The organism is Streptomyces aureocirculatus (assembly GCF_000720475.1).
Taxonomy (GTDB): Bacteria; Actinomycetota; Actinomycetes; order Streptomycetales; family Streptomycetaceae; genus Streptomyces; species Streptomyces aureocirculatus.
Window position 1 is genome coordinate 48,468 of the sequence record NZ_JOAP01000038.1, and the last position, 21,930, is coordinate 70,397.

General features: G+C 68.9%; 31 protein-coding genes and 1 pseudogene. 11 read left to right on the forward strand and 21 right to left on the reverse strand.

Going from position 1 to position 21,930, the window contains the following annotated elements:
• Positions 1-436: 436 nt before the first annotated feature.
• The 6 genes from IG78_RS0129345 (at position 437) to IG78_RS49515 (ending at position 7,708) form a co-directional block, all read left to right on the forward strand.
• Complete coding sequence (locus tag IG78_RS0129345) at positions 437-913, forward strand: hypothetical protein (RefSeq protein ID WP_030568511.1); 477 nt, start codon at positions 437-439, stop codon at positions 911-913.
• A gap of 58 nt (positions 914-971) precedes the next feature.
• Positions 972-2,270 carry a ParM/StbA family protein gene (locus IG78_RS0129350; protein WP_030568512.1) on the forward strand — a complete coding sequence of 433 codons (1,299 nt, stop codon included), beginning with the start codon at positions 972-974 and terminating at the stop codon, positions 2,268-2,270.
• Positions 2,270-3,286: a Mom family adenine methylcarbamoylation protein gene (locus IG78_RS42855; RefSeq protein WP_051853036.1), complete on the forward strand. Its 1,017-nt coding sequence runs from the start codon at positions 2,270-2,272 to the stop codon at positions 3,284-3,286. Before IG78_RS0129350 ends, IG78_RS42855 begins: the two co-directional genes overlap by 1 nt.
• Positions 3,283-4,041 (forward strand): N-6 DNA methylase, encoded by a 759-nt coding sequence (locus IG78_RS0129360; RefSeq protein WP_030568516.1) that lies wholly within the window; start codon positions 3,283-3,285, stop codon positions 4,039-4,041. The genes IG78_RS42855 and IG78_RS0129360 overlap by 4 nt, the downstream gene beginning before the upstream one ends.
• Positions 4,038-6,647, forward strand: coding sequence for a hypothetical protein (locus IG78_RS0129365; protein WP_030568518.1), 2,610 nt, complete (start codon positions 4,038-4,040; stop codon positions 6,645-6,647). The genes IG78_RS0129360 and IG78_RS0129365 overlap by 4 nt, the downstream gene beginning before the upstream one ends.
• Before the next feature lie 629 nt (positions 6,648-7,276).
• Positions 7,277-7,708, forward strand: coding sequence for a hypothetical protein (locus IG78_RS49515; protein WP_159398273.1), 432 nt, complete (start codon positions 7,277-7,279; stop codon positions 7,706-7,708).
• A gap of 84 nt (positions 7,709-7,792) precedes the next feature.
• On the opposite strand, the gene IG78_RS0129370 is transcribed toward IG78_RS49515, so the two are convergent.
• The 4 genes from IG78_RS0129370 to IG78_RS0129385 all read right to left on the reverse strand — a co-directional run bounded on the left by IG78_RS0129370 (position 7,793) and on the right by IG78_RS0129385 (position 9,115).
• A complete protein-coding gene (locus IG78_RS0129370) occupies positions 7,793-8,029 on the reverse strand; it encodes a hypothetical protein (protein ID WP_030568520.1) in 237 nt (78 codons plus the stop codon).
• 169 nt (positions 8,030-8,198) lie between these two features.
• The gene (locus IG78_RS0129375; protein WP_030568522.1) at positions 8,199-8,408 is read right to left on the reverse strand and encodes a hypothetical protein; all 210 of its coding nucleotides are present in this window, start codon (positions 8,406-8,408) and stop codon (positions 8,199-8,201) included.
• Positions 8,368-8,706 (reverse strand): hypothetical protein, encoded by a 339-nt coding sequence (locus IG78_RS0129380; RefSeq protein ID WP_031129431.1) that lies wholly within the window; start codon positions 8,704-8,706, stop codon positions 8,368-8,370. The genes IG78_RS0129375 and IG78_RS0129380 overlap by 41 nt, the downstream gene beginning before the upstream one ends.
• 106 nt (positions 8,707-8,812) lie before the next feature.
• Positions 8,813-9,115, reverse strand: a complete 303-nt coding sequence (locus tag IG78_RS0129385) for a hypothetical protein (RefSeq protein WP_030568526.1) — start codon at positions 9,113-9,115, stop codon at positions 8,813-8,815.
• A 6-nt stretch (positions 9,116-9,121) separates the two neighbouring features.
• Between IG78_RS0129385 and IG78_RS52765 the strand changes: the two genes are divergently transcribed.
• Complete coding sequence (locus IG78_RS52765; RefSeq protein ID WP_404827777.1) at positions 9,122-9,226, forward strand: DUF6221 family protein; 105 nt, start codon at positions 9,122-9,124, stop codon at positions 9,224-9,226.
• 66 nt (positions 9,227-9,292) lie between these two features.
• Here the strand turns inward: IG78_RS52765 and IG78_RS0129390 are convergent, their stop codons facing one another.
• On the reverse strand, positions 9,293-9,949 hold the full coding sequence (locus tag IG78_RS0129390) for an HNH endonuclease family protein (RefSeq protein WP_030568528.1): 657 nt from the start codon (positions 9,947-9,949) through the stop codon (positions 9,293-9,295).
• A gap of 118 nt (positions 9,950-10,067) precedes the next feature.
• Complete coding sequence (locus IG78_RS49520; protein WP_157855905.1) at positions 10,068-10,241, reverse strand: hypothetical protein; 174 nt, start codon at positions 10,239-10,241, stop codon at positions 10,068-10,070.
• Positions 10,242-10,281: 40 nt separating this feature from the next.
• Between IG78_RS49520 and IG78_RS0129395 the strand changes: the two genes are divergently transcribed.
• Complete coding sequence (locus IG78_RS0129395) at positions 10,282-10,620, forward strand: DUF6233 domain-containing protein (protein ID WP_225882267.1); 339 nt, start codon at positions 10,282-10,284, stop codon at positions 10,618-10,620.
• A gap of 23 nt (positions 10,621-10,643) precedes the next feature.
• A complete protein-coding gene (locus IG78_RS0129400; RefSeq protein WP_030568532.1) occupies positions 10,644-10,859 on the forward strand; it encodes a hypothetical protein in 216 nt (71 codons plus the stop codon).
• A 39-nt stretch (positions 10,860-10,898) separates the two neighbouring features.
• On the opposite strand, the gene IG78_RS49525 is transcribed toward IG78_RS0129400, so the two are convergent.
• From IG78_RS49525 to IG78_RS51705, 3 genes are all read right to left on the reverse strand, one after another.
• On the reverse strand, positions 10,899-11,474 hold the full coding sequence (locus tag IG78_RS49525; protein ID WP_157855906.1) for a hypothetical protein: 576 nt from the start codon (positions 11,472-11,474) through the stop codon (positions 10,899-10,901).
• A 38-nt stretch (positions 11,475-11,512) separates the two neighbouring features.
• Positions 11,513-11,689 carry a hypothetical protein gene (locus IG78_RS0129405; protein WP_157855907.1) on the reverse strand — a complete coding sequence of 59 codons (177 nt, stop codon included), beginning with the start codon at positions 11,687-11,689 and terminating at the stop codon, positions 11,513-11,515.
• 137 nt (positions 11,690-11,826) lie between these two features.
• Positions 11,827-12,288, reverse strand: a complete 462-nt coding sequence (locus IG78_RS51705) for a hypothetical protein (RefSeq protein ID WP_225882268.1) — start codon at positions 12,286-12,288, stop codon at positions 11,827-11,829.
• 75 nt (positions 12,289-12,363) lie between these two features.
• Between IG78_RS51705 and IG78_RS51710 the strand changes: the two genes are divergently transcribed.
• Complete coding sequence (locus tag IG78_RS51710; protein WP_225882269.1) at positions 12,364-12,576, forward strand: hypothetical protein; 213 nt, start codon at positions 12,364-12,366, stop codon at positions 12,574-12,576.
• A gap of 60 nt (positions 12,577-12,636) precedes the next feature.
• Here the strand turns inward: IG78_RS51710 and IG78_RS0129415 are convergent, their stop codons facing one another.
• The 8 genes from IG78_RS0129415 to IG78_RS0129450 all read right to left on the reverse strand — a co-directional run bounded on the left by IG78_RS0129415 (position 12,637) and on the right by IG78_RS0129450 (position 16,248).
• Entirely contained in the window at positions 12,637-12,858 is a 222-nt protein-coding gene (locus IG78_RS0129415) for a hypothetical protein (protein WP_030568537.1), read from the reverse strand.
• A 2-nt stretch (positions 12,859-12,860) separates the two neighbouring features.
• Positions 12,861-13,073, reverse strand: coding sequence for a hypothetical protein (locus IG78_RS0129420; protein ID WP_030568538.1), 213 nt, complete (start codon positions 13,071-13,073; stop codon positions 12,861-12,863).
• A gap of 163 nt (positions 13,074-13,236) precedes the next feature.
• The gene (locus IG78_RS0129425; protein WP_157855908.1) at positions 13,237-13,641 is read right to left on the reverse strand and encodes a hypothetical protein; all 405 of its coding nucleotides are present in this window, start codon (positions 13,639-13,641) and stop codon (positions 13,237-13,239) included.
• A gap of 65 nt (positions 13,642-13,706) precedes the next feature.
• Positions 13,707-13,907: a hypothetical protein gene (locus IG78_RS49530; protein ID WP_157855909.1), complete on the reverse strand. Its 201-nt coding sequence runs from the start codon at positions 13,905-13,907 to the stop codon at positions 13,707-13,709.
• 79 nt (positions 13,908-13,986) lie between these two features.
• On the reverse strand, positions 13,987-14,112 hold the full coding sequence (locus tag IG78_RS52250; protein WP_263972738.1) for a hypothetical protein: 126 nt from the start codon (positions 14,110-14,112) through the stop codon (positions 13,987-13,989).
• Positions 14,113-14,160: 48 nt separating this feature from the next.
• Positions 14,161-14,376, reverse strand: a complete 216-nt coding sequence (locus IG78_RS0129440; protein WP_030568542.1) for a hypothetical protein — start codon at positions 14,374-14,376, stop codon at positions 14,161-14,163.
• A gap of 287 nt (positions 14,377-14,663) precedes the next feature.
• Entirely contained in the window at positions 14,664-15,551 is an 888-nt protein-coding gene (locus tag IG78_RS0129445; RefSeq protein WP_030568544.1) for a hypothetical protein, read from the reverse strand.
• Positions 15,502-16,248 (reverse strand): hypothetical protein, encoded by a 747-nt coding sequence (locus IG78_RS0129450; protein ID WP_157855910.1) that lies wholly within the window; start codon positions 16,246-16,248, stop codon positions 15,502-15,504. Before IG78_RS0129450 ends, IG78_RS0129445 begins: the two co-directional genes overlap by 50 nt.
• Positions 16,249-16,481: 233 nt before the next feature.
• Here IG78_RS0129450 and IG78_RS42865 point away from each other — a divergent pair.
• Positions 16,482-17,624 (forward strand): annotated as a pseudogene (locus IG78_RS42865) (IS110 family RNA-guided transposase).
• Positions 17,625-17,941: 317 nt separating this feature from the next.
• On the opposite strand, the gene IG78_RS0129460 reads toward IG78_RS42865, so the two are convergent.
• From IG78_RS0129460 to IG78_RS0129475, 4 genes are all read right to left on the reverse strand, one after another.
• Positions 17,942-19,621: a PcfJ domain-containing protein gene (locus tag IG78_RS0129460; protein WP_030568548.1), complete on the reverse strand. Its 1,680-nt coding sequence runs from the start codon at positions 19,619-19,621 to the stop codon at positions 17,942-17,944.
• Positions 19,622-19,837: 216 nt separating this feature from the next.
• Positions 19,838-20,155, reverse strand: coding sequence for a hypothetical protein (locus tag IG78_RS0129465; protein WP_030568550.1), 318 nt, complete (start codon positions 20,153-20,155; stop codon positions 19,838-19,840).
• Between the two features lie 27 nt (positions 20,156-20,182).
• Positions 20,183-20,977 (reverse strand): hypothetical protein, encoded by a 795-nt coding sequence (locus tag IG78_RS0129470; RefSeq protein ID WP_030568552.1) that lies wholly within the window; start codon positions 20,975-20,977, stop codon positions 20,183-20,185.
• Between the two features lie 81 nt (positions 20,978-21,058).
• A complete protein-coding gene (locus IG78_RS0129475) occupies positions 21,059-21,820 on the reverse strand; it encodes a hypothetical protein (protein ID WP_030568554.1) in 762 nt (253 codons plus the stop codon).
• Positions 21,821-21,930 lie beyond the last annotated feature (110 nt).

Consider the following 21,930-nt stretch of genomic DNA (forward strand, 5'->3'; position numbering starts at 1 on the left):
GCAGGAATGCCGGGTGGCGTCTCCCAGGAGACACCACAGGGACGCCACTGGGATCTCATCCGTACCCCAATGCGATTCCTCGGGATCAGTGCTGTTCCCGCGGGCGTCTCGTAGGTGTCGCGTGTGAGCACTTGCCGCGTAGCAGGTGAGGCGCAGAGGCGCACGGTGCCTGCGGCCTGCGCGCGGCCACTCCAGGTAGAGGCACGGGAGTGTCTCACAGGTGTCCTTGCCAGTATTCGATAGGTACTTTAATGGCGCCCCCCTTGCGTATCGAATGCGACTTGCACGGGACTCGATAGGGACACTAGAGTGGACCCACGTCGATTCACATCCGAGAGGAAACGTCAAGAGCGGTGAGTCCATATGGCAGAGCGAGAGACATCCGGCGAACGATCGGATAAAGCGCAGGAGCGAGTGGCAGGGCGAGGTGAGCGCGATGGCGAATCAGTCGGGTGAGCCTCGCAAGGTCCGCTGGACCGTGCCCCCTGCCGACACCTCGGTGATCGAGTGGCTCAATGAGCAGGCGGACATCTCGCAGTCGGTGCGACTGCTCATTCGGGAGTCCATTCAGCGTGACGGATACATCGATGTCTTCTACAAGCCCGTCGAGCAGCTGCCGCGTCGTGGCCGGCCGCCACTGGAGAGTAGCGAGCAGCGTGAGGACGACGAGGCGGTCACCGAACGCCGTCCGGTCGACAGGCCGGCTCAGCCGCAGTCCGGAGTCGCCGACGAGGCCGAGGTCGACACGGACGCCGTCGTCGAGAAGACAGCACCAGCGCCGGTAGCCCAGCCCGAGCCGGTTTCCGCACCGGTTGAGACGGCCGAGGAGCCCGTGGCAAACGCCCCCAGCCCAGCGCCGGAACCGCCGAAGCAGGCATCCATCGACGAAATCATGGCGAGCACTCGGCGCTGAGTAACGCGGTGAATTTCATTTTCCAGGCAGACAACACAGACACCGAGGGATCGAATTCATGAGCGCCAGCAGCAACGACGTCATCACTCTCACCGGCGGCATCGACGTCGGCAACGGCTACGTCAAAGGCGTCATCCAGAACACGAAGCAGGGGACTTTCGACGAGATCGATCTGCCCAGCGCGGTCGTCTCGACTTCCCGTACATCGCCGAAAGTGCCGCTCCCCGACGCGGATGCGGCCTCCGTGCTGGCCGGCGATTTCTACAATCAGATCGACTGCTCGCTCACCACTTCCCTGGTGGCGGCGTCGGACCGCCGGATCTTCGGCCGCGCAGCGCTGTCTGTGCGCGGCTCAAAGTTCACCGAGTTCGAGGTGCTGGGCAAGCACTCCAAGGCCGATCAGGAGCTGAGCAAGGTCCTGGTCCTTGGTGTCTTCGCCGCGAAGACCCTGCGCGACTACGTCCGCGAGAACGGCGCGCTGCCCGATCACGAGCTGCGCGTGCAGGTGCGCGCCGGCCTGGCGCTGCCGATCTCCGAGTTCGTCGCGCGCCGCCACGCCTACGCCGCCGAGTTCATCGGCCTGCGGGGCAACTCCGACCCCGCGGTGCACCTGGTGACGATCAAGAACTTCAGCACCCCGGTCTCGGTGCGCCTGCAGTTCGTCGACGTCCAGGTGATGGCCGAGGGTGCCTCTGCGCAGTTCGCCATCACCGACAAGGGCGAGCCGCTGGCCCAGGCTCTTCTCGATGATCTGCGCACGCGCGACGCCTCCCTCGTGGAGGGCGTCTCGGCCTCCGATCTGGTGGCGGTGCAGAACACCATCGGCGTCGACGTCGGCGAAGGCACCGTGAACTTTCCGGTCTTCACCGACGGCCGGTTCAACTCGGAGGCGGCGGCCACGCTCGACGAGGGCTACGGCACCGCGCTGATGAACGCCATGGAACGCATGAGCGAGTCGGACGCCACGCTGCAGTTCTCCTCGCGCAAGCAGCTGGCGGATTTCCTCCACGCGGAGCCGTCGGTGCTGGTGAAGAACCGCCACCAGCGTTCCGCCGGCTTCGTCGAGGACGAGGCGAGCTACCTGGTCGACGAGATCGTCTCCTCCTTCGGTGACGTCCTCTCCCAGGCCGGCGCGACGACCGAGGTCGTCTACGTCTACGGCGGCGGCTCGGGGCCGATCAAACACCTGCTGCACCCGGCGCTGCTGAAGGCCGCAGGCGACGTGCCCGTGCTCTACCTCGACTCGAGCTACTCGCGGCACTTGAACCGCGAGGGCCTGTACATCGCGGCACGCCATGTCGAGCAGCAGGCCCTCGCTGCGAAGCCCGCGGGCAAACGCAGTAACGAGGTGGCCTGATGTGTGAGGCGCTGGAGACTCCTAGGAGGACGCGGCCTGGAGGCCCGTACGGGGAGTGGGGCGACTTCATCCTCGCCGAGCAACTCGAACTGCAGCAGCCAGGGGCTGATGTCTGGTGCCAGCGTTGGAACCACCGGCTGCCGACGTGGAGACGGCTCCGAGACGGCGGCTTCGACCCGGAGGCCCACCGAGTCGTCCGGATCCCGGAGGCGCCGGCGAAGCGCTTCACTGTCGCCCATCACTACAGCGCGAGCTGGCCGGTCGTGCGGCTCGCCTACGGTATCCAGCGCGTCGACCAGCCCCCTGGGCCCGGTGAGCCCGAAGGCGGCCGTCTGGTCGGGGTGCTGGCCCTCGGGGTCCCGATGAACACCGCCGTTCTCAATGTGTTCCCGGACCTGGTTCCGCTGCAGGAATCGCTTGAGCTCTCGCGTATGTGCCTTTTGGACTCGGTGGCTTCGAACGGCGAATCCTGGGCCTGCGCAAGGGCATTCCGGGACGCCTCCACCAGGGGAATCCGAGGGATCGTCGCGCACGCTGATCCCGTCCCTCGAGTCAGGACCACGGCGGACGGTCCGTCGCACGTGATGCCGGGACACATCGGCCACGTCTACGGCCACGGCCAGGGCTTCGCCTATCTCGGCCGAACCCGCGCCCGGCGTCTGGTCGTACTGCCCGACGGTTCAGTCCTCCACGACCGCGCAGCGGCCAAGGTCCGCCGAGACGAGACCGGTCACGCGGCAGTCGAGCGACGCCTCATCGCACTCGGAGCCACCGCTCGCCGAGCCGAGGAAGATGGCACGCGCTGGCTCGCTCGGGCGCTCGAGGAGGTCGGGGCAGCGGCGCTGGACCACGGTGGCTGCCACAAGTACGCGCGAACTATCGGCCCGCATCGCACGCGGCTCCGGCTCGCTGGGCCCGCTTTTCCAGCTCCGCGGCATGGGCTGGTGAAGCAGAACCTCGCCGAGCAGGCGATCCAGGCCTCCGAGACTCCAATCATGGTGGTACCGGGCGCATGAACGGCTACCGCGAGATCGTGAAGCTGCTGGCGACCAACACCGGTGCGAAGCGGACGAGCGAAGTCTTCGACAACTTTGCCGAGATGGCGGCGCTGGCTCTGCGCAACGCCGTGGACGTCCGCGGGAGCGAGGCCTGGGAAGCGCGCGAGGCGCAGTATCTCCAGATCGCCGGCCGCTACAGCAGAACAGAGCTGGACCGCTTCGCGCACGCCCTGGCGCTGGTGACCGCGGAGATGGAGCGCGAGCCCTGCGACGTACTCGGCCGCCTCTACATGGAGTTGGAGCTCGGCAACGAGCGGCTCGGCCAGTTCTACACGCCCTACGACGTCGCTCGGCTGATGGCCGAGATACAGATCGACTCGGTAGTCGAGCAGGTGCAGAGGGACGGCTTCGCCAATGTGTATGAACCCAGCTGCGGCGCGGGCGCGTTCATGGTTGCTCTGTCGCAGGCGATGCTCGAGCACGGCCTGAACCCACAGACGCAGTTGCATGTGACGGCAGAGGACATAGCACCGCAGGCCATGCACATGATCTACGTCCATCTGACGCTGCTGCACATCCCCGCGGCGGTGGGCCGTCGCGACATCCTCACGCTGGAGACGTTCGACGCGTGGCCCACTCCCGCTCATGTCCTGGGCGGTTGGGGTCGGAAGCTCAAGCTGGCCCGGGCGGTCAATGGATCACGGCGGTTGATCATCGCCCCGCCTCAGGAGACCACCGAAAAGCCCGCTGCTGCTCTGGAGGTGCAGCGATGACGATCCCGCAGGAACGAACCGATCTCTCTGACGTCGAGAGCGACGACGCGGTGGCCTGGCGCGAACCGGCGGTCTCCGCGCCGATCATCGGGCACGCCCACGGCACGGCCGACGGCCGGAAGTTCATTCGGCACCAGACCGTCAGCAGTGACGACTACGCCCAGCGCGGAGAGCAGGCCGAGGCCGCCGCCCTGGCACACCGCAAGACGACGGCCACCCCCTTCGGGGCGGCCTGCTGCCCCCGGCTGGCGCTGTCCGCTGGCTCCCGGGTCACGGTCGGCTCGCAGGGCCCGGACAGCGATGCCGCGCGGAGCATGGCCGCTCTCGGCTGGTGCGCCACGTTCGTGGACACGGTCCGCCTGGCTGTGACCGGTGGCCTGAGGGCCGACGGTTCCGGGTTTCGCGCGGTCGACGCAGACGGCCGTACAAGGCGGCGGGTCAAGGGTGAGCGGGTGCGGCTACTCGCCCGCTGCGGATACCTCGCGCGTCATGCCTCGGGTCTGGTCGTGGCGACGGAGGACGGACACGAGGCTCTCAGGCTTGCCGAGGCTGCCGGGCCGGGCGTGCTGCGCGATGAGGCCGACGTCATGGCGTCGGTTCGCAAGGCCCGCCGCGCCCGGCAGTGGGACAGCCACGCCGGGCAGGACGCGCACGCCTTGCCGGTGCTCCCCGGGGGCGGTGAGGAACGCCGCCGCCTGGCCGTCGCCCGCAAGGGCGCGGAGCGGGCTGCTGTCGAGGCGGAGAGGACGCGCAAGCGCATCGATGCCCTGATGCGGCGGGCTCGGATCCGGGACCGCCGGGAGGCCCGGCGTGAGGCAGCACGGGAGGCTGAGGCCAGGGCGCCGCGCCGGTGCTGCCGGGGGGTGTGGCCGATGGAGTGGCGGTGCGGGGAGTGCCGGGAACTGGCAGCGCAGGGGATCGAGGACTTCCCCGCTCTCCCGGCAGGCAGCACACAGCAGGACAGCAGCGACACGGGAGGACTGGGGGGCATGGCGGGTATGCGGCGGATCACGGTGAAGCGGATCACTGACGACCTGTGGCACGCGATCACGCGTGGCGAGGTGTATACGGTGGTTCATGAGGATCGCGAGGTGTGGCCGTGGGTGATCGTCGCCCCGAACGGCGACCGGATCGGTAGCCCGTCCGTGATCGACGGCGAGTTGTTCGTTGAAGACGTCCGGGACATCGTCCGCAGGCACGCCGATGGTGAGCCGGTGGCCGCCCCGGTCGCTGCCTCCACCTCCGAACCGGCCGCGACCGACGACGGTAACGGCGCCGAGCCGATGGCCGTTGGTGAGGCGTACACCGGTGAGGCGTTCGCTCGAGCCGCCGCGTTCGACCTGGCGGAGACCCGTTGGGGTGTCGTATGCACCCGGCACGCCCCCGTGTCTGTGTGGGTGGACAAGTTCGGCGACGGAACCGAGTACGAGAGCGCGGCGATGCAGTTCGACAACCGGGCCGACGCCGAGCTTGCCGCCCAACTACACGCCGACGACCACGCGCGCCGTGATGAGGGTGTGGTCACACCGGCCGAGATCGAGCAGGCCGCTGCCCTAAGCTTCTCCCGCGACCAGTGGCGGGTGCTGGGCTGGATCCGTGAGGGCAAGGTCAGGGAGACGCGCGGGGGATTCAAGGCGTACGACGTCAGCCCGGACCGTGCCGACGTGTCGGCCCGTATCAAGCGGGACCGTGTCCCGGCGTTGTGGTCGGCCGGGTACGTGAAGATGTTCGCCGTGGCGCCGGGCGTGCGCGCCTTCGGCCTCACGGAGGATGGGGAACGGGCTTACCGCCTGTGGTCCCGGGTGATGAAGGCCGAGGCCGTCACTGAGCCGGAGACCGACACCACCTACGACGACGTGAAGGGGCAGCAGTACCGGCTGCTGTCTGCTCGTCAGTACTGGCCGGGGGAAACCCCGGTGGACGAGGAGGCCGAGAAGGCCGAGAAGGCGGCGGCCGAGGAGAAGGCGGCCCGCCTCGATGGGGAGTCCAAGCGGCTCCCGGCGGAAGCGGTCACGCTGATCTCCCAGGCCGAGAAGTCCGGCCGGTGGACCTCGCGCACCCTGGTCCACCCTGCGAGTGCGGCCGTGGTGCAAGTCCACGACGTGGACGAGGAGCGCGGCCGGGTCGTGCGGATGGTGTGGGAGTGGACGCCGGACGGCTGGGAGTTCTCCACGGGCGGCACGCTCGACGGCAAGGGGGACCGAACCGAACTCAAGGAGATGTCCGAGGCCCGCGCGTGGGTACTGGACGCTGTGATGTTCGTGGGCGACGACGTCACCCCCGACGAGGACGACGACCAGGCCGACGGGGGCGAACCCCTCCATGTCTCCCGCGAGTTCTTACCCACCGCCACCCCGGGCACCGACGCCGAGATCATCGAGATTGCCGCCGTTGGTCTGCTGTGGCAGCGCGACGGCGACAAGTTCGCGCACGCCGGACACATGGTCAGCCCTGCGCGGGTGCTGCCGCTGATCGAAGCCGGGACGCTCTACCGCTCCGCTGATGGGCGCGTCTACCCCGTCAAGGACAACCAGGCCGAAGAGGCCGAGCGCGCCGACAGGGGCGCCCAGGTCGAGGACCATGCGAAGGAGAAGGTAGAGAACTGAGCATGGAAATCACCCAGCTCCTATCCGGGGTCGTTGAAGCCCTCCAGCACCGTGAATCCACCGGCAAGGCCGTCATCTCCGCTCCGCCTGGTCCGGGCCACCCGTGGATCACAGTAGCTCCTGGGCACGAGGCTGCAAGGGACCACCGAAAAGCCCGCTGCTGCTCTGGAGGTGCAGCGATGACGATCCCGCAGGAACGAATCGATCTCCTGACGTCGAGAGCGACGACGCGCACGGTAGTGGCGATCGCCGACAGTACCGACCGGTCCGGGCGCGGGCGCGTCGGTGACCTGTCTGGTAGTCGCGCCCGTCCGGCGGTGGAGTCGCCGCGCCGGGCCCACGCTATGTCGCGGCTACTTGTTGTCGCGGCTGCTGTCGTCGGTCGGCGGTGCCGAGCAGGCGCGCGATGTCGCTCCGGCTGTCGTGGCGCCGAGCACATGCTAGGCTGCCCCACCCTAGCTTCACCTTGCACAGAAAGACAAACCTCCAGCGTAATGAAGCCACAGACCTCGCCCGAAGAAGCGAAGACTGAAGCACGGAATGCCGGATATGAGCCCTCGGAGGTGTACCCCGGCCGCGTCCAGGACGTGTGGAACGTGCGCTGTGCGACGTGCGGGCACCCCTGGCGGGTGACGCTCAACCAACTGCGCAAGGGGCGGCGGTGTGTTCATTCGAAAGTCACGCAAGAGACGGCGCTGAAGCAAGCCCATGCGGCGGGATTTGAGCCGCTGTCGTCGTATCCAGGTAACCTCGGTGGAAGGTGGAAGGTGAAGTGCTCTGCGCCGGACTGCGGCAAGGAGTACTCGATCACCCTGGCGCAAATTCAGCGGGGGCGACGATGCCAGTGCCACCGGACCATGCGCCAGTCCGCCGAGGAGGAGTTGCGGGCGGCCGGGTACGAACCGGAAGCGCCGTTCCCGGGAAACACGCGGAAGCCGTGGCCAAGCGTATGCAAGACCTGCGGCCAGAAGCGGCGCCCGAACCTCGACACCATTCGGGCAGGGAAGCGATGCCTTCACCAGACGCCAGAAGAGAAGACGATGGGCGGCGGATGGCGGTAGGCCCTGCGGAGCTACAGGCGCTTGATGGCCCGACTGCACCAACCCCTACCTGATCGTCAGCAGGCAGACCGCAGTCGACGACCTTCACCTGCAGGTCATCAACGAGGTCATCAGGACGCCCTTCCAGCGGGCGGCCTCCTCGCGTTCGTGACGCTCACGATCGCGGGCAGCCATCAGCTCGTGCCGACGGTCCTCGATCAGACCCAACGCCTGTACGCGGAACGCCTCGAGGTCCCAGTCAGCGACCTGGGCCGTGCCCTCGGGAAGCAGCCGGATTTCGCGGTTGTAGTGTGTCGGGACTCCCGTGAGTTCCTTCTGCACAGGCCATCATCTTCTGACCTGCGGTACTGGTGAGTGGGGGGTCACTCGATCGCATGGAGAGTCCGACGTTCCGTCGAGATTCCTGACGGCCTGCCGCTATCCATGACGCATGGTCGTTCGCAGTGAGCTGAGGCCTCGGTGACGCTCGCGGAGACGGGACATCAGGCACTCAGTCGCCCAGCCCCCTGGGCGTGATGGTGAACGGGCTGCTGGCGACCAGCTCGCGGGCCTTGCCGACGGCGCGGTCGATCTGCTGCTCGTCGCCGCTGCCGACTGCCTCCCAGAGGCTGCCGAAGCCGCGGGCGCTCCTGCGGTAGACGACGACCACCGTGGCGTCGTCATCGGGCAGCGGCCAGGCCGGGAGCGTGGCCAGACTCATGCTCCGGAGGTAGTCCTGCGGGGGCAGGCCGGTCCGCGAGCGCGGCGCGGATCTCGCCCGCCGTCGCGACGGTGCCGCCACCGCCCGCCGCGTGCATGAGCCTGATCGCCGCAGAGTCGTCGGCGTCCGGGTGGTACCTCTGGCCGACGCCTCGCATCGTGGAGGCTCGGGCGGCGATGGTCGCGGCGTGGTGGACAAGCTGCTCGGCCTCGTCGCGGGTGGCGTGACCAGCAGCGACGATGCGTGAGAGGGTGAGGGCTTGCTGTACGAGGCCGGGCCCGGTCGGTTGAGCTGTCATCACAGATCCTCCAGTCGGTATGACTAAGAGGGTGCTGAAGGCTGTGGTCTGGAACGAACCCGAGCCCGCTCCGGTACCGTTCTGTACGCACCACCCGCAGGTTCGGCTACGAGCCCCCTGCAGAAAACTCGAACCCACGGCCTTTCTCCATCTCGCGAAGGGCGTAGATCTCCTCCTGTATGACGCGCTGGGCCGTGCGGCGCCGGGGGGCGTGCCAGCGCTCGATTGCGGGCAGGTCCCGGACCAGGTGCTCGAGGTCACGGGAGTTGCGGACCCGGCGCTGCCCGCGGGCAGCGATGATCTCCGGAAGGAGGTCGAAGTCACGGGTGACGGCCAATCGGTGCGCCGTGCAGTCAGCTGCATCGGCCAGCGTGCGCCGCGCCTGGTGGACAGTCTCCTCGAAAGACATCGATACGTGGGACCGGGCGGAAAGGAGGCGGCGATCTTTGAAGGGCCAGTGAAGCTGGCCGCGTCGCCGTACGCGGACCGGCCGGGCTACCGCGAGGAGTGGCGACCGTAGCCGCATGAACAGCGAAGCCCCGACCGCCAGGCGGCCGGGGCTTCCGTGCGTCCGGAGCTAGCGGACCTACCTGGCGAGCTCTACTTCGATCGGCGTGTTCGGGCACTCGCCCAGGACGCTGGTGAGCGCGGCAGCCTCGGCCGAGTCGATGGCGAGCTGCCATCGCGTTTTGACCGTGACCCAGGTCGTCGCGTACTCGCAGTGGTAGCCAGCGGCCGGCGGCATCCAGGTGGCTGGGTCCTGGTCGGCCTTGCTGCGGTTGCTGGTCGCGGTGACCGCGATCAGCGCGCGCTCGTCGTCGAGGTCGTTGGCGTAGGCCTCGCGTTCCTTCGCGGTCCAGGTACTCGCTCCCGAGTCCCAGCTCTCGGCAAGCGGGACGTAGTGGTCGATGTCGAGCCCGCGGGGTCCATCGACATAGGTGTCGTCGTACGGGCTGTACCAGCGTCCGCCGGTGAGGGTGCACCGGCCGGTGCGGTCGGGGGCCGCGACGGCTTCGTCGAGCAAGGTCTCATTACGGGTGGAGCAGCCGTCGCGGTCGGCGTCGATCCAGTGCTTGAACTTCTCGCGTTCGTAGCCGGTGCGGTCTTCCGCGGCGATGGGCAGCGCGGTGAGTGCGTCACGGACGGGCAGGTGCACGTCGTCGCCGGGCGCGGCGTGGGCGGCAGTGGCGGGGGCGAGTAGGGCGGCGAGTGCGGCCAGGATGGCGGCGGCGCGGATGCGCACGGGCTCCTCCGAAGGTCACGAGACAGAGTCGTGATCTTCGTACCGGGAGCTGCGACTGTGGCGGGCCGGAATGCGGGAGAGGAGTACTCGTGTGGGCGGTTAGTCGTACCGGTGATGGCTACGCCACGTGTCCGCGCTGCACCTTGTCGAGGCACACATTGCACAGCGGGCTCGAGGGGCGTCCGCCGGCGGGGCCGTATTTCTGCGCCTGGTTCTCGCACTTCGCCGTGGCGCATGGGCCTGCCCCGTTGATCGGGGGCTCGTGGGTGACCTCGTCTGCGGGCGTGCTCATGGGCACAGGGTAGATCAAGCCAATGGCTAGAATCGTACGCGTGTGCGACCCTGCTTCCGAGTCCCCTCGTCTCTCCGCGCTGCGCTTTCTGGAGCGCGTGCAGGAGCGTGACCTGGCCAGGTCGCGCCGGTGGATCGCCGATGAGGAGCGTCGTGCAACGGAGCGGGCCCGCGGCCGCGCGCGCCGGCCGCGGGCCCCGGACTGGCTGATCGAGGGTGCCGCGGGACGGCCGCCGATCTACGTGCACGTCGGCGACTGCCCCACCGCGGGCAAGCACCGCCGCGCCGCATCGAGGGACGAGGCTCGGCGGGCGCTGGCCGGGGGCGTGGAGGCGTGCCCGCACTGCCGGCCGGACACCGAGCTCGGCGTGCTGGACTGACCGGCCTGCCTCACGCTGGGGTCATGGTCTCCAGCACCCCTGTTGTGATCTACCCGCCCGACGAGGACGGTGGCCGGCGTGTCCGCGCGGACGGCTCGATCCTCGGCCTCGCCTACTCCGTGCGCGACGTGGTCGCGTTCCTCCAGGAGGCGGGGCTCCAGGGCTGGGACGAGATGGACGTGGTGCGCAGTGCGCTGATCGAGTGGCGTGGAGGCGGGCCTGCGGTCTGGACGCGCTGATGGGAGCAGAGGAGGGTACCGGTCAGTGTGGGGCGACCGCTATGGGGAAGGCGGACTCACGCGAATCGGCCCGCCCTCATCGGTGGTTTGCCACCACTGGCCATCCGCATCGCAGAAGCGCGCTTCCGCGTTTACGGCATCGGGCAGCAGCAAGACGTGCGCGCCTTGCGCGTCCAGGAGCCAAGTAGCGACCGTCATGTCGCCACGGCTCTCGACGACACTGCGATGAGTGTTTACCCGCGGGCCGCCAGGGATGTTCTTGTTGACGGACCAGTCGCACCAAGGGCCAGGGGTAGTAGCTCGTACATTCAGCAGTTCAACATCGTGAATTGTTCGACTGCTGTTGTTGATGATCGTTACGGTGATGGTCCCGCCACCGCCACCCGAAAATTCGAAAAGGACTTTCTGCGCCTCCCGAACGGCGGACGCATCTGCCTCGGCTGCGGCCTGCCGCTCACGGGCATCCTCGCGGGCGATCTGCTGCCGGGTGAGCTCGTTGGCTTCGATCGCAGCGAGGGCTTGAGTCCTGGCTGTTCTGGCCTGTGACAAGCTGAATCCGGCGGCAGCGACTGAGACAGTGCCGAAGGTGATCGCAATCCAGTCCGCTGCTTGCACGATGACCCCGTTCGTGCTGGATTGGTCGGGAGGGATAGCTACTCGACAGCGCGGAGGTGTCGCTCGCTGCGCCGCCTCCGCATTTCGTGCTCGGAGATGAGTTCATCGTCGCTCATGTTGGCGGTGCGTTCAGTCTCTGGTCCGGCGAAGATGATGCGCTGGTCCTCGTTCGGCCAGTATTCGACAACGCGAATCTTGAGTTCGTTTTCAGCCATGCCGCCCCCTTTGAGCCAGAGATTCAGGGTGGACCTATGGCTGCCGGGGGTCAAGACCCCGGACACGTCCCGTCCGTACTCGACGGGAGCGATACATGAGACCGGTGTCCGGGGCACATCTGTTGCGTGGGTTCAAGCTACGCGGCTGCGAAGTCGCCTTCTGTCCAGATCCGTCCGCACCCCGTGCAGTGCGCGAGTGGGGCCCGCCCTTCGCCGCCGTGGATGTCGATTGCGCCCCCGCAGCCGTGCCGTTGCTTCAGGGTCCGGCGCTGCGTGGCGATGTCCAGGTCCCGCTCCACACGCCCAGCCGCGCCTGCGGCGACCGTGGCGATGCGCTGCTGCTCTCGCTCCGGCAGCACCGTGAACGGGCCCGCCGCGCGTGTGATCCGGGCGAGCAGCCAGAGCGCGGCGTACGGCGCCGTCCTGTGCCCGTTGTACCGCCACCGCCGAAGGTCGAGCGCGTCCGCCCGCGCGAGCTGGTCGCGGCGGGCCCGGTCCGCGGCCGGCCACCCCCGCGGCGCGTAGGCCATCGGGGAGCGCTGGACGACGGCGGCGGTCTGATCGGCACAGTCGACGAGGGCGGCCTCGACGGCGCGCATCGTGTCGAGGACCGCGAGGCGGACCGGCGCGGGGCGCTCGCCGAGCTGGTCCGTCGAGCGTTCCAGGGAGCGGAGATGGGCGGCCTGGTGGCGGGCGTACTCCAGGTCGTCGGCGTCGAGTTCGTCGAGGGCGGCGAGGTAGCCGCGGAGACCGAGCCCGAACGCGCCGACGGTCGCGGGCTGTCCGGCGGCTTCGTGGAGGTCGGCCCAGTGCAGGACGATCTGTGGAGGTGGGTGGCGGTGGTGGTCATCGTGGGTGCTCCTGTGGTGCGCGGGGCGGTACGGTGATCAGCACCTGAGGGGCGTGCCTGGTCTGGGGAGATCGTGGGCGCGCCCCTTCGTCGTGCGTCAGTCGTCCCAGCGGATGCCGTTGTTGGCGAAGACGCGGACGATCGCGGGGTCGTCGAGGAAGAGCTGGAGCGAGTCCAGTTCCGTGTCCCAGTCCTCGGCTTGGAGGTTGGCGATCAGGTCGGTGAGCGTCTTCTCCTTGACCTCGTCGGACGCTCCGGCCTCGATGAGGGAGCGGGCGACAGGGTTGAAGAAGGTGAGTCCTGCGCTGCCGAATCCCATGGTCATTCCTCCGTTGCGGGCTGCTCGGTGACGGTGGTGATCCGTTCCATCAGCCGGTGCTCCCAGGACGGCTGCATCTCGCGGCGGGCGACGAGGCGGTCCAGAGCCTTGGCCTTGGTCTCCCAGGTGATGTGGGTTCCTTCAGCCCGCTGCCAGGGCTGGCTCGGGGCGGGGCGGGACTGGATGAAGTAGGCGGTGGTGGGTTGTTCGGTCATTTCGTCCTCCGTGCTGCGCGCGCGAGAGCGCGTCTGGTGGCGCGGTTCGGTCGGGGGTCGGGTGTGGTGTCGTCGATGAGTTGCTCGGCGCGGACGAGGTGCTGTTCCCAGGTGACCCCCGGGGCGGGCGTGTGCTCGCCCCGGGGCGTGGACGAGGGGCGGGTCATGCGGTCTGGTCCGTCCTGGTGCAGTGCGTGGTGTCGTGGTGGGCGCCGCGGGATTCCCAGGAGGCCAGGCAGCAGGCGGCGTCGAGGGCGGCCCACCCGCGGGTGATGTCCTCGACCAGTTCGGGCCCGAGGCGGCAGCCGGCTCCGTGGTCGCCGCCGTCGGACATCTGCCAGAGCAGACAGCACGGCGCGGGCCGGGCCGCCATCTCGGCGCGCTGCTCCTGGACTCGGGCGTGCCGGGCGAGTTGCGCTTCCCGGTGTCCGCACCAGGCGAGGAACGCGGCCCCGTAGGCGGTGCCGAGTGCGGCGGGCCAGTACGGGGATGCGGCCACGGCGACGGTGGCGCCGAGGAGGGTGCAGGCGCCGGCGCGGAGGGCGAGGGCGGTGAGCACAGTCGGCACGGGTCTGCTCCTGTCGGTTCGGGGTGGGGCGGCGGCCGGAACCACCGCCCCGGGGTGGGTGGGGGTCAGTCGGTGCGCAGTTCGATGGCGACGATCGTCGTGTCCCGTAGGGCAATTCCGCCGCCTCCCTTGAGGAGGAAGGTCACCCACTGCTTTCCGCCGTTGTTGCCGGGTTCCAGCCGGTCGACGTGATCCTCGAAGGGCATGCCGCCGGTTAGGACTTCGACGGCGTGCTCTGTTTCGCCAGCTACGTAGCGGACGGTCATGGTGGCGGAGTTGAAGTCTCGGATGGCCTGCTCTGCTTGCGCGTCGCTGTTGATGACGGTGCTCCTTCGTCGCAGGGGGTTAGGGCTCTTCGGTCCAGTAGTTGTCGTCTGCCTGGCGGATGCCGTCGCAGTGGCATCGCGCCTGCGGGTTGTCACGCTGGGGGCATTCCTCGTAGTGCGTGAAGTCGTCCTGCTGGTCGGACATGTGTTTCCTTCCTCGTGGCGGGGCGGCGGCCGGAACCATCGCCCCGGGCTACTTGTTGTTGATCGCTTGGGCGATGGCGAGGGCATGGGGGTGGACCCGGATGGTGTCGCCGGGGCGGGCAGTGAGGCGGTGAAGGTCGATAGCCGTGGTCCTGGCGTGGACGAGCAGCTCGTCGAGGGCCTGTCGGAGGGTGGGGCTCATAGCGGGGGCGGGAGTGGCGCGTAGTCGGCCTATGGCGGTTTGGAGTTCGGTGGTCTGGTTCATCGGGCGGTCCGTTCGTGAGGCACTGTGCGAGCGCTGTGGGGCCTGGTGTGGGCGCGGGTCTCCGGGCACTGAGGGGCCCGTGGGCCCAGGAGGGGCCTGTGAGGCGCCTCCTGGCCGCATTCCAGATCGACGCGATGACGGCCCCTGCGGCTAGGACGACGATGGTGGCCGCGGCGGCGAGCGCGAGGATCCACAGGAGGAGCACGCTGAGGAGGACGTCGAGGGCCTCGATCACGATGGCTCCGGGCCGTTCTGCTGCGCCTCGGCGACCAGGCGGCGGAGTGAGGTCACGGCGGCCTGGTCGTCGTCGGTGAATCCGTCGCGGGACCAGATGCGCTCCTGCGCCTGGTCGAGCGCGTAGGTGAGCATCGTCCGCTCGGCCTCGGTGAGCACGGCGGCCCGGTCGGCGGGCGCGCGGGGCCGCGCACCGGGGCGCGGCTGACCCTGAGCCCGGTGTCGGCGCCGTCGGCATGCAATTCCAGATGCCCGCCGCGCTCATGCCACCCGTACACGGACTCGTCACCGGGCTCCTCGGCCTCCTGGTGACGCTTGATGGCGGCGAGCTTCGCGGTGGTGGCGTCGGTGCAGTGGTCGAGGGCGTGTGAGTCCTCGGCACACACGATCCAGATCTCGGCAGGCGGGGCAGCCTGGAGGGCGGGCGCAGACGACGCGGCGCCCGCGGCGCCGGCCCGACGAAGCAGCCCGTCGAGCGCGCCCTTCGTGCCGGGGTATCCCTTCGCGATGACGAAGTTCCGCAGATGCTCGGTCGGCAGCTCGGTCTCGCAGGTGAGGCCGCAGTGCGTGTGGATTCCGGTGGCATGCTCGCGTTCGGTCTCCTCGCGGTCGGCGCGCTGCTCTGCGGTCTCGGCCGGAGCCGGGGCGGGACCGGTACCGAGGGCTCCCGCGATCGCAGAGGCCAGGTCACCCACCCACTCCGCATACGGGCCCTTCGTCTCGACGTCGTCCAGGCCGTAGAAGCCAAAGTTGAAATCTCGGATCGCTACAGCGATGGCGGTGGCCGGCTCGACAGGCGCGGCCGGGCCGATCAGAGTCTTGAGGCGCATGTGGTCGCCATGCTCGGCAAGGATGAGATCGGCCAGAGTCTGCGCCCACGCCTGGGCGTTCTCACTGGTAGGCGCCGTCACCGTGACGGTGAGGGTCGTGGTCGCGGTCATGTGCTGCTCCTGAGGTGTTGGGGTGACGGGCGGATGGTGCGCGGGTGCGCGCGGCGAGTTCGCGCAGGAATTCCCTGCCAGCGGTGCGCAGCCGAATGATGTGCTCGTCGTCGCAGCCGATGCGGTAGGTGCGGGTCTCGTCGTCATGGCCGCTGTAAGCGACGATGTAGCCCGAGGCCAGGCCGCAGGTGTCCAGCAGCCACTGGTGGTGGTCGTATCTGGCCAGGGGGATCTGCTCGCTGCCGTCCGGGCCCCAGCCCTTGGCGTTCAGCGTGTCGCGGGTGGTGCGGAAGGTGAGCGTGGCGACGATCGGCGCCGGGCCGGAGGCGGCGTTATGACCAGTCGGGACAAGTACGCGGTGGGGCCAGCAACGCTGCCACGGGCGATCGATGCTGACCCAGTACCCGGTCGTGACCACCTCGTACTCCGGGTGCTGGGTCCCGAAGACTGTGGCCAGTTCGGGTTGCTTCTCCCAGCCCAGACCAGGTTGGTGGGGGTTGGTCATGGGCGGGCGTCCGGCCCCCACGGCCTTGCGCCGCAGCAGATCCTCGCGGGTCTGGCCCTCGGAATCGCGCGCCATGATGGCGGCGATCTCGCTGGGGGCGATCGAGCGGCTGCGCCAGGCCCGCTCATCGGCGCTGCCCTGCTCCAGATCCCCCACGAAGACAGCTCCAGCGGCTGCGAGCTGACGGGTCATGAGGCTGTCCCTAAGAATGTGAGGCGGTCCGGGAGGACCGGGTGTGGCTGATGAGGTGTTGCCGTTGATGGCTCCGAAGGAATGGCCGCCCGGGTCCTCCGAGATGCTCCGACCACTGATTGAGAACTGCGTTGATCGCTGGTTAGGGACCTGTTGGCGGGGTGTTCTTCGGACCATGAAGTACGGGTCACGAGGGATACGGAGCGACGGGTTTAAGCACGCGGCAGGCACGGATATGGGTCGGCATCGACGCTGGCAAGGGGCATCACTGGGCGGTGGCCCTCGACGCCGGCGGCGAGATCGTCGCTCTCATCGACACCGCCCGTGAGCGGGCCGACGAGATCCGGTGGGCGGTGGACATCTCCGGCCGGGCCTCCGCGCTGTTGCTGGCCCTGCTGGTCGCTCACAACCAGAACGTCGTCTATGTTCCTGGCCGCACGGTCAACCGCATGTCCGGCGCCTACCAAGGGGGGCAAGACCGACGCCAAGGACGCACGGGTCATCACCGATCAGGCCCGCATGCGCCCGAAGGGTTTCGCGGTCCTGGACACGCCTGCGGAACTGGTCTCCACGCTCCGGGTCCTGACGAACTACCGGGCTGACCTGATCGCCGACCGGGTCCGGCTGATCAATCGGCTCCGTGACCTGCTGGTGGGCATCTGCCACGCGTTGGAGCGAGCCTTCGACTACTCCGCGGCCAAAGGGCCGGTCATCATGCTCACCGAGTACCAGACCCCGGCCGCCCTGCGAAGGATCGGCGTCAAGCGGCTGTCGGCCTGGCTCGAACGCCGCAAGGTCCGCAGTGCCGACACCGTTGCCACGAAGGCTGTCGAGGCCGCTCTGTCCCAACAGATGGCCCTGCCCGGCGAGAAGCGGGCTGCCAAGCTCGTCTGTGACCTCGCCCACCAGTTCCTGGCCCTGGACGATCGGATCAAGGACAACGACCGGGAGATCCGCGAGGCCTTCCGCACCGACGAACGCACCGAGATCATCGAGTCCATGCCCGACATGGGCCCGATCCTGGGCGCCGAGCTCATCGCCATCGTCGGCGACCTGTCCGGCTACCGCGACGCCGGCCGCCTTGCCTCGCACGCCGGACTCGCCCCGGTCGCCCGGGACTCCGGCCGCCGCCCGGAAACTACCACCGGCCCAAACGCTACAACCGGCGTCTTCGGCACATCTTCTACCTCGCTGCCCAGACCGCGATGATGCGGCCCGGCCCATCTCGCGACTACTACCTGCGGAGGCGGTCCGAAGGGTTGATCCACACCCAGGCGTTGCTCTCGCTCGCCCGACGGCGAGTCGACGTGCTCTGGGCCATGCTGCGTGACAAGAGGCTCTTCACCTCCGCACCGCCAGTCACGCAGGCGGCTTGACACGGTCATGAGATTCCTTCCGACTCAATTTGAATCGCCGGAAAAGCGACCGCCAGAACGGGGTCCTGGGCGGTCGAACGCGGCCGGGCCCGGGGCGCAACGGGAGCCGGAGACCGACTGCCAGAAAACCGCACGGCGCCCCGCTCGGCGCCGCTCGGGTGGTGTGGGCCCGCCCTACTTCGACGCGCCCTCCATCTCGCGCTTGAAGGAGCACACTTCGGACGCCTAGTCGAGGCGGAGGACCGCGTCTCCGTGCGACAGAAGAACCCCGGCCTGATGCCGGAGCACCAGGTCGGGGTTCTTATAGAGATTTGGCGTCAGTGGGTCTTCTGGGGCAGTCGCAGCCCGGCCATGCCCAGAGCATCCGAGTGGAAGCTGACTTCCATGGCGACCAGCCCGTCGACGACCTGCTGGGCTGCTTCGCCGAGCTCGCGCACGGCGTCGCGGTTGTACTTCCCGAGGATCTGCTCTACGCCATGCGACTGCGTGATCTGCAGGTTCAGACGCACGCGGCCGTCCGCTTCGCAGACCGCGGCGAACACATCCAGCTCCAGCTCGCCGGCGTACCCGCCGATGCAGTTGTTGAGCATCGCACCCCAGCGGGAGAGCGTCTCGGCATCATGGGCGACGACGAGGCTCAGACCGGGGGCTGCTTCCCGACCATCCAGCAGTGCGGCCGTCTGCAGTGCCCATTGGTGGCGCTGGGCCTGCTTCGCGATCCGCTCGAGGCGGCGGGCCTCCTCGCGTTCGTAGCGCTCACGATCGCGGGCAGCCATCAGCTCGCGCCGACGGTCCTCGATCAGACCCAACGCCCGCACGCGGAACGCCTCGTCCTTCCAGAGGTCCCAGTCAGCGACCTGGGCCGTACCCTGGGGAAGCAGCCGGATCTCGCGGTTGTAGTGCTCCATCTCGCGAAGGGCGTGGATCTCCTCCTGTATGACACGCTGGGCCGTGCGGCCCCGGGGGTCGTGCCAGCGCTCGATTGCTGGCAGGTCCCGGACCAGGTGCTCGAGGTCACGGGAGTTGCGGACCCTGCGCTGCCCGCGGGCAGCGATGATCTCCGGGAGGAGGTCGAGGTCACGGGTGACGGCCAATCGGTGCGCCGTGCAGTCGGCTGCATCGGCCAGCGTGCGCCGCGCCTGGTGGACAGGCTCCTTGAGGATCCGTCGCAGCACGGGCTGCGGAGTCCGGCGCAGGATCGAGCGGATGCCTCGCCGCTGCAGGGAGGTGAGCGACACCTCGCGTATCAGGCTGCGGCCGCTGGCTGCTGTCGTGGTGCGCATTGCGTCGATGAGCCAGTCCACGGGCACCAGCCCGCGGAACATGGCGAACCAGTTCAGGGTGCTGATGTCCAGACGCTCCACCTCGCGGGCCAGCGGCCGGCGGTAGGTGCGCACGCCGAAGAGGTTCTTCGCGACCTGCGCATGGTCGTGGGCATCGAGATAGGGTAGGTAGGCGGAGGCCGGACGACCCTGTCGGCCGTCCGTGAGCAGCGGGAAGCGGTCGTTCCAGTGCGGCAGCTCGCCGATGTGTTCGCGGATCGCGGCGATCGCCTGGTGCACGGCGTTGTCGACTCCCTCGGGCTCCGGTCCTTCGAGCTGGCGGGCCTGCGAGTTGCTGCGCATCCACTGCTGCAGTGTCCCGGACAGCTCGTGGATCCAGGACTCGATCACGGTCTCGGAGAAGACATGGCGGGTGGTGGATATGCCGGTGCGGCGGTCGATCTCGCGCAGGACGACGAGGTCCTTCTTCGTGCGGGCCATTGACGTGAGCTTCTCGGAGGTCCAGTAGTGGAATGCCTTGCCCGAGGCGCGCATGCGGTGCACGCGCCTGTAGAGCGAGACGGCGACGGACGTCCGGCCGTCGGGTAGAGCCCGCGCCAAGATCCTCAGGCTGATGCCGGAGACCGCGCCTTCGACTGCGGCGACACCCCGCTCGGCAAGGGTGTCGTCGACATACTTGATGTAGAGCAGGGCGTGCTCGGTGCGCTCGGGCATGGCGGTCTCCCCCGGGAAGATGTGATTATTTGGCAGTGAGACCCCCGGCGCTGCCTTGCAGCGCACTGCCCGCGTCTCTTCCGATTCCCTCCCCCCCGACTCGTCCCCCTGTCAGGCCATTCGGGATTGCCTGTCGATTCGAGGCCACGTCATCCGAAAGACCTGCTGCAGATCTCATTCCGACAGCGGCGGGGCTGCATCATTCGATGGTCACGGTCAGTCGGTGCCGATGCCGGGGCACCACACACCGGGCCGGTCGTGCCACTCGTGGGAGTCGTGGTAATCGTCGTGGCCGCACGGCCGGCGCCCGTTCTCCTCATCGGCCGGTTCCCTGTCGGGTCCGGCGAGGATTCGGCGGAGTACGGTCGCTCGGTCGGGGTCAAGCTCCAGCCAGTACGGGCGCCGCTCCTCGTCGGACATGAGGACGATCACGGTGTCGTCGTCGCCCCACAGGACGTCGTCCAGGCCCCAGCGGAGATGCGTCGGGTCGTCGGCGGCCAGGAGGTCCTCGGCGGTCGGGGCGGCGGGCGGCATAAGTCCGGCGGCGACGGCAGCGCCCAGCTATGACTCGGCCTCGCTGACGAGCAACTGACGGGTGGTTGGGCGGAGTTCGTCCCAGGATTCGGCGACGGTCGGCCCGTAGCCGTTGCGGTAGCGGGACTCGGCGAACTGGACGGCGCGGGGATCGGTGCTGTTCATCAGAGGCTCCACAAGGTCACTGCGCGGGACTGCACCGTCCAGCTCCGACTCGATGTGCCCTGCGGCGCAGGCCCACTTCCCGAGCTTCCTGCGGATGGCTGCCGACGCCTCGGGCTCGGTGGTGGGCTGCGCCTCGTCGGCCCTGCGGCGCAGCTCGGCGGCGACGTCCTCGCGGGCGTCGCACGACGCGCACGGCTTCGACTGGCCACAGCTCTCGTTCATAGCCTCGACAGCGTCAGCAGCTGCGTGCAGCTCCTCGGCGCGAACCGGGGAGCGCTCGGCGGCCAGCCACTCGACGGAGCGGCCGAGGTGGAACGCCTCGTCCTCGTCGCCGTCCCAGCGGTCCGGGTCGGCCATCGTGCGCTCGATGACCGGGCGGAGGCTGCGGTACATCTGCGCGGCCTCGCTGATGGTCTCCAGGTCGTCGGGGCCCTGCTCGTCGAGGGCCTCGGCGCGGACAGCGGCCCGGTCGACGAGCGCAGGCTGCATCGCACGGGCCACAGCCGCAGCAATCGCGGCGATCGTCCGCGGGTCGTCCGTGACGATGCTGTTCTCGGTGTCGCAGTGCGCCCACACAGCGGCGGCGATCGGCTCCATCAGCGGGTCGCCGTCGATCCATGCGGCGTTCGAGGCGGCGGCCTGCGGGCCGGTTGTCATGGTGTAGCTCTTGGTCGTGTGCGTAGGGTCGGGGGCACCCGGCCGCCACTGGCTCCAACTGCGGCGGCCGGCCTGCGTGCGTTAGGCGTTGGGGTGCTGTCCGCCGGCGTCGCGCAGCAAGGCCGGGGTTCCGCCGGTGCCGCACTCGCACGTGTGGGCGCAGCGCTCACAGTCCTCGCAGACCTGGTGCGGGCAGCAGCCGCAGGGCAGGAACCGGTTCGGCGGCAGGGCGCAGCGGTGCGTGGCCTCTGCGGCGGCCGCGGCCTCGGCCTCCTCGCGCTTGCTGAGGAGTGCCTTCACGCAGGCCTGGCACGACACGTCGGTGCCGGGGGCCTCGAGGCTGCTCTCCGTGTCCCACGGGAAGTACATGCCGCACGCGCCGGCGTCGCCGATGCCGTCGTCCATCTGCCTGGTGGCGTGCACCGCGCGACCGCGGTTCGTCTTCTTCCGGCTCGGGTAGCCGTCGGGGTCGCTCTCCCGCTCCAGGGCGGCCAGGGCCTGGCGCACGGCCTCGGCGTCGGCGTCGCTGCTGATTCCGACGGCGCGCAGCGACTTGCACGGCCACGGGTCCCGGCCGCTGATCGTGTGCTCACTGCTCCGGCACTCCGGCCAGTGCGTCCCCTTGCAGACCTTCGGCGTCGCGCAGCACCCGTGCCGGGGGTTGGCCGTCTTCGGGTGCAGGGCGAGCATCGCGCCCTGGAGGCCGTGCGCGCCCACCGCGGCGGCGGCCCGGACCGCGTCCTCGTGGGCGTTGAGAAGCGCATTTGCCTCCTCGTGGAACATGGGTCCGCCGGCCTCGGGGGCGACGAGTTGGTTGAAGATCGGGCGCCGGGTCCCGTTCACGGTCGGATCCGGGTCTCGAGGATGGCGTGGGCTTGGCGGAGTCTCACGTCCAGTCTCCGTTCAGGTATGCACGAGCTGCGGCTTCGACGTCCCACATCCGCCCATCGGCG

Bases quoted from the DNA above. Each gene is read 5' to 3' on its own strand.
- IG78_RS0129470 (WP_030568552.1), bottom strand. From the start codon at position 20,977: ATGACAACCGGCCCGCAGGCCGCCGCCTCGAACGCCGCATGGATCGAC.
- IG78_RS51705 (WP_225882268.1), bottom strand. From the start codon at position 12,288: ATGCGCGCCGTCGAGGCCGCCCTCGTCGACTGTGCCGATCAGACCGCC.
- IG78_RS0129360 (WP_030568516.1), top strand. From the start codon at position 3,283: ATGAACGGCTACCGCGAGATCGTGAAGCTGCTGGCGACCAACACCGGT.
- IG78_RS52250 (WP_263972738.1), bottom strand. From the start codon at position 14,112: ATGTCCGACCAGCAGGACGACTTCACGCACTACGAGGAATGCCCCCAG.
- IG78_RS0129450 (WP_157855910.1), bottom strand. From the start codon at position 16,248: ATGACCCGTCAGCTCGCAGCCGCTGGAGCTGTCTTCGTGGGGGATCTG.
- IG78_RS0129460 (WP_030568548.1), bottom strand. From the start codon at position 19,621: ATGCCCGAGCGCACCGAGCACGCCCTGCTCTACATCAAGTATGTCGAC.
- IG78_RS0129465 (WP_030568550.1), bottom strand. From the start codon at position 20,155: ATGCCGCCCGCCGCCCCGACCGCCGAGGACCTCCTGGCCGCCGACGAC.
- IG78_RS0129400 (WP_030568532.1), top strand. From the start codon at position 10,644: ATGGTCTCCAGCACCCCTGTTGTGATCTACCCGCCCGACGAGGACGGT.
- IG78_RS0129405 (WP_157855907.1), bottom strand. From the start codon at position 11,689: ATGGCTGAAAACGAACTCAAGATTCGCGTTGTCGAATACTGGCCGAAC.
- IG78_RS0129365 (WP_030568518.1), top strand. From the start codon at position 4,038: ATGACGATCCCGCAGGAACGAACCGATCTCTCTGACGTCGAGAGCGAC.
- IG78_RS0129380 (WP_031129431.1), bottom strand. From the start codon at position 8,706: ATGACAGCTCAACCGACCGGGCCCGGCCTCGTACAGCAAGCCCTCACC.
- IG78_RS42855 (WP_051853036.1), top strand. From the start codon at position 2,270: ATGTGTGAGGCGCTGGAGACTCCTAGGAGGACGCGGCCTGGAGGCCCG.
- IG78_RS0129385 (WP_030568526.1), bottom strand. From the start codon at position 9,115: ATGTCTTTCGAGGAGACTGTCCACCAGGCGCGGCGCACGCTGGCCGAT.
- IG78_RS0129445 (WP_030568544.1), bottom strand. From the start codon at position 15,551: ATGACCGCGACCACGACCCTCACCGTCACGGTGACGGCGCCTACCAGT.
- IG78_RS0129440 (WP_030568542.1), bottom strand. From the start codon at position 14,376: ATGAACCAGACCACCGAACTCCAAACCGCCATAGGCCGACTACGCGCC.
- IG78_RS0129350 (WP_030568512.1), top strand. From the start codon at position 972: ATGAGCGCCAGCAGCAACGACGTCATCACTCTCACCGGCGGCATCGAC.
- IG78_RS0129375 (WP_030568522.1), bottom strand. From the start codon at position 8,408: ATGAGTCTGGCCACGCTCCCGGCCTGGCCGCTGCCCGATGACGACGCC.
- IG78_RS0129420 (WP_030568538.1), bottom strand. From the start codon at position 13,073: ATGACCGAACAACCCACCACCGCCTACTTCATCCAGTCCCGCCCCGCC.
- IG78_RS49520 (WP_157855905.1), bottom strand. From the start codon at position 10,241: ATGAGCACGCCCGCAGACGAGGTCACCCACGAGCCCCCGATCAACGGG.
- IG78_RS0129415 (WP_030568537.1), bottom strand. From the start codon at position 12,858: ATGGGATTCGGCAGCGCAGGACTCACCTTCTTCAACCCTGTCGCCCGC.
- IG78_RS51710 (WP_225882269.1), top strand. From the start codon at position 12,364: ATGGGCGGCCTGGTGGCGGGCGTACTCCAGGTCGTCGGCGTCGAGTTC.
- IG78_RS0129345 (WP_030568511.1), top strand. From the start codon at position 437: ATGGCGAATCAGTCGGGTGAGCCTCGCAAGGTCCGCTGGACCGTGCCC.
- IG78_RS49530 (WP_157855909.1), bottom strand. From the start codon at position 13,907: ATGACCGTCCGCTACGTAGCTGGCGAAACAGAGCACGCCGTCGAAGTC.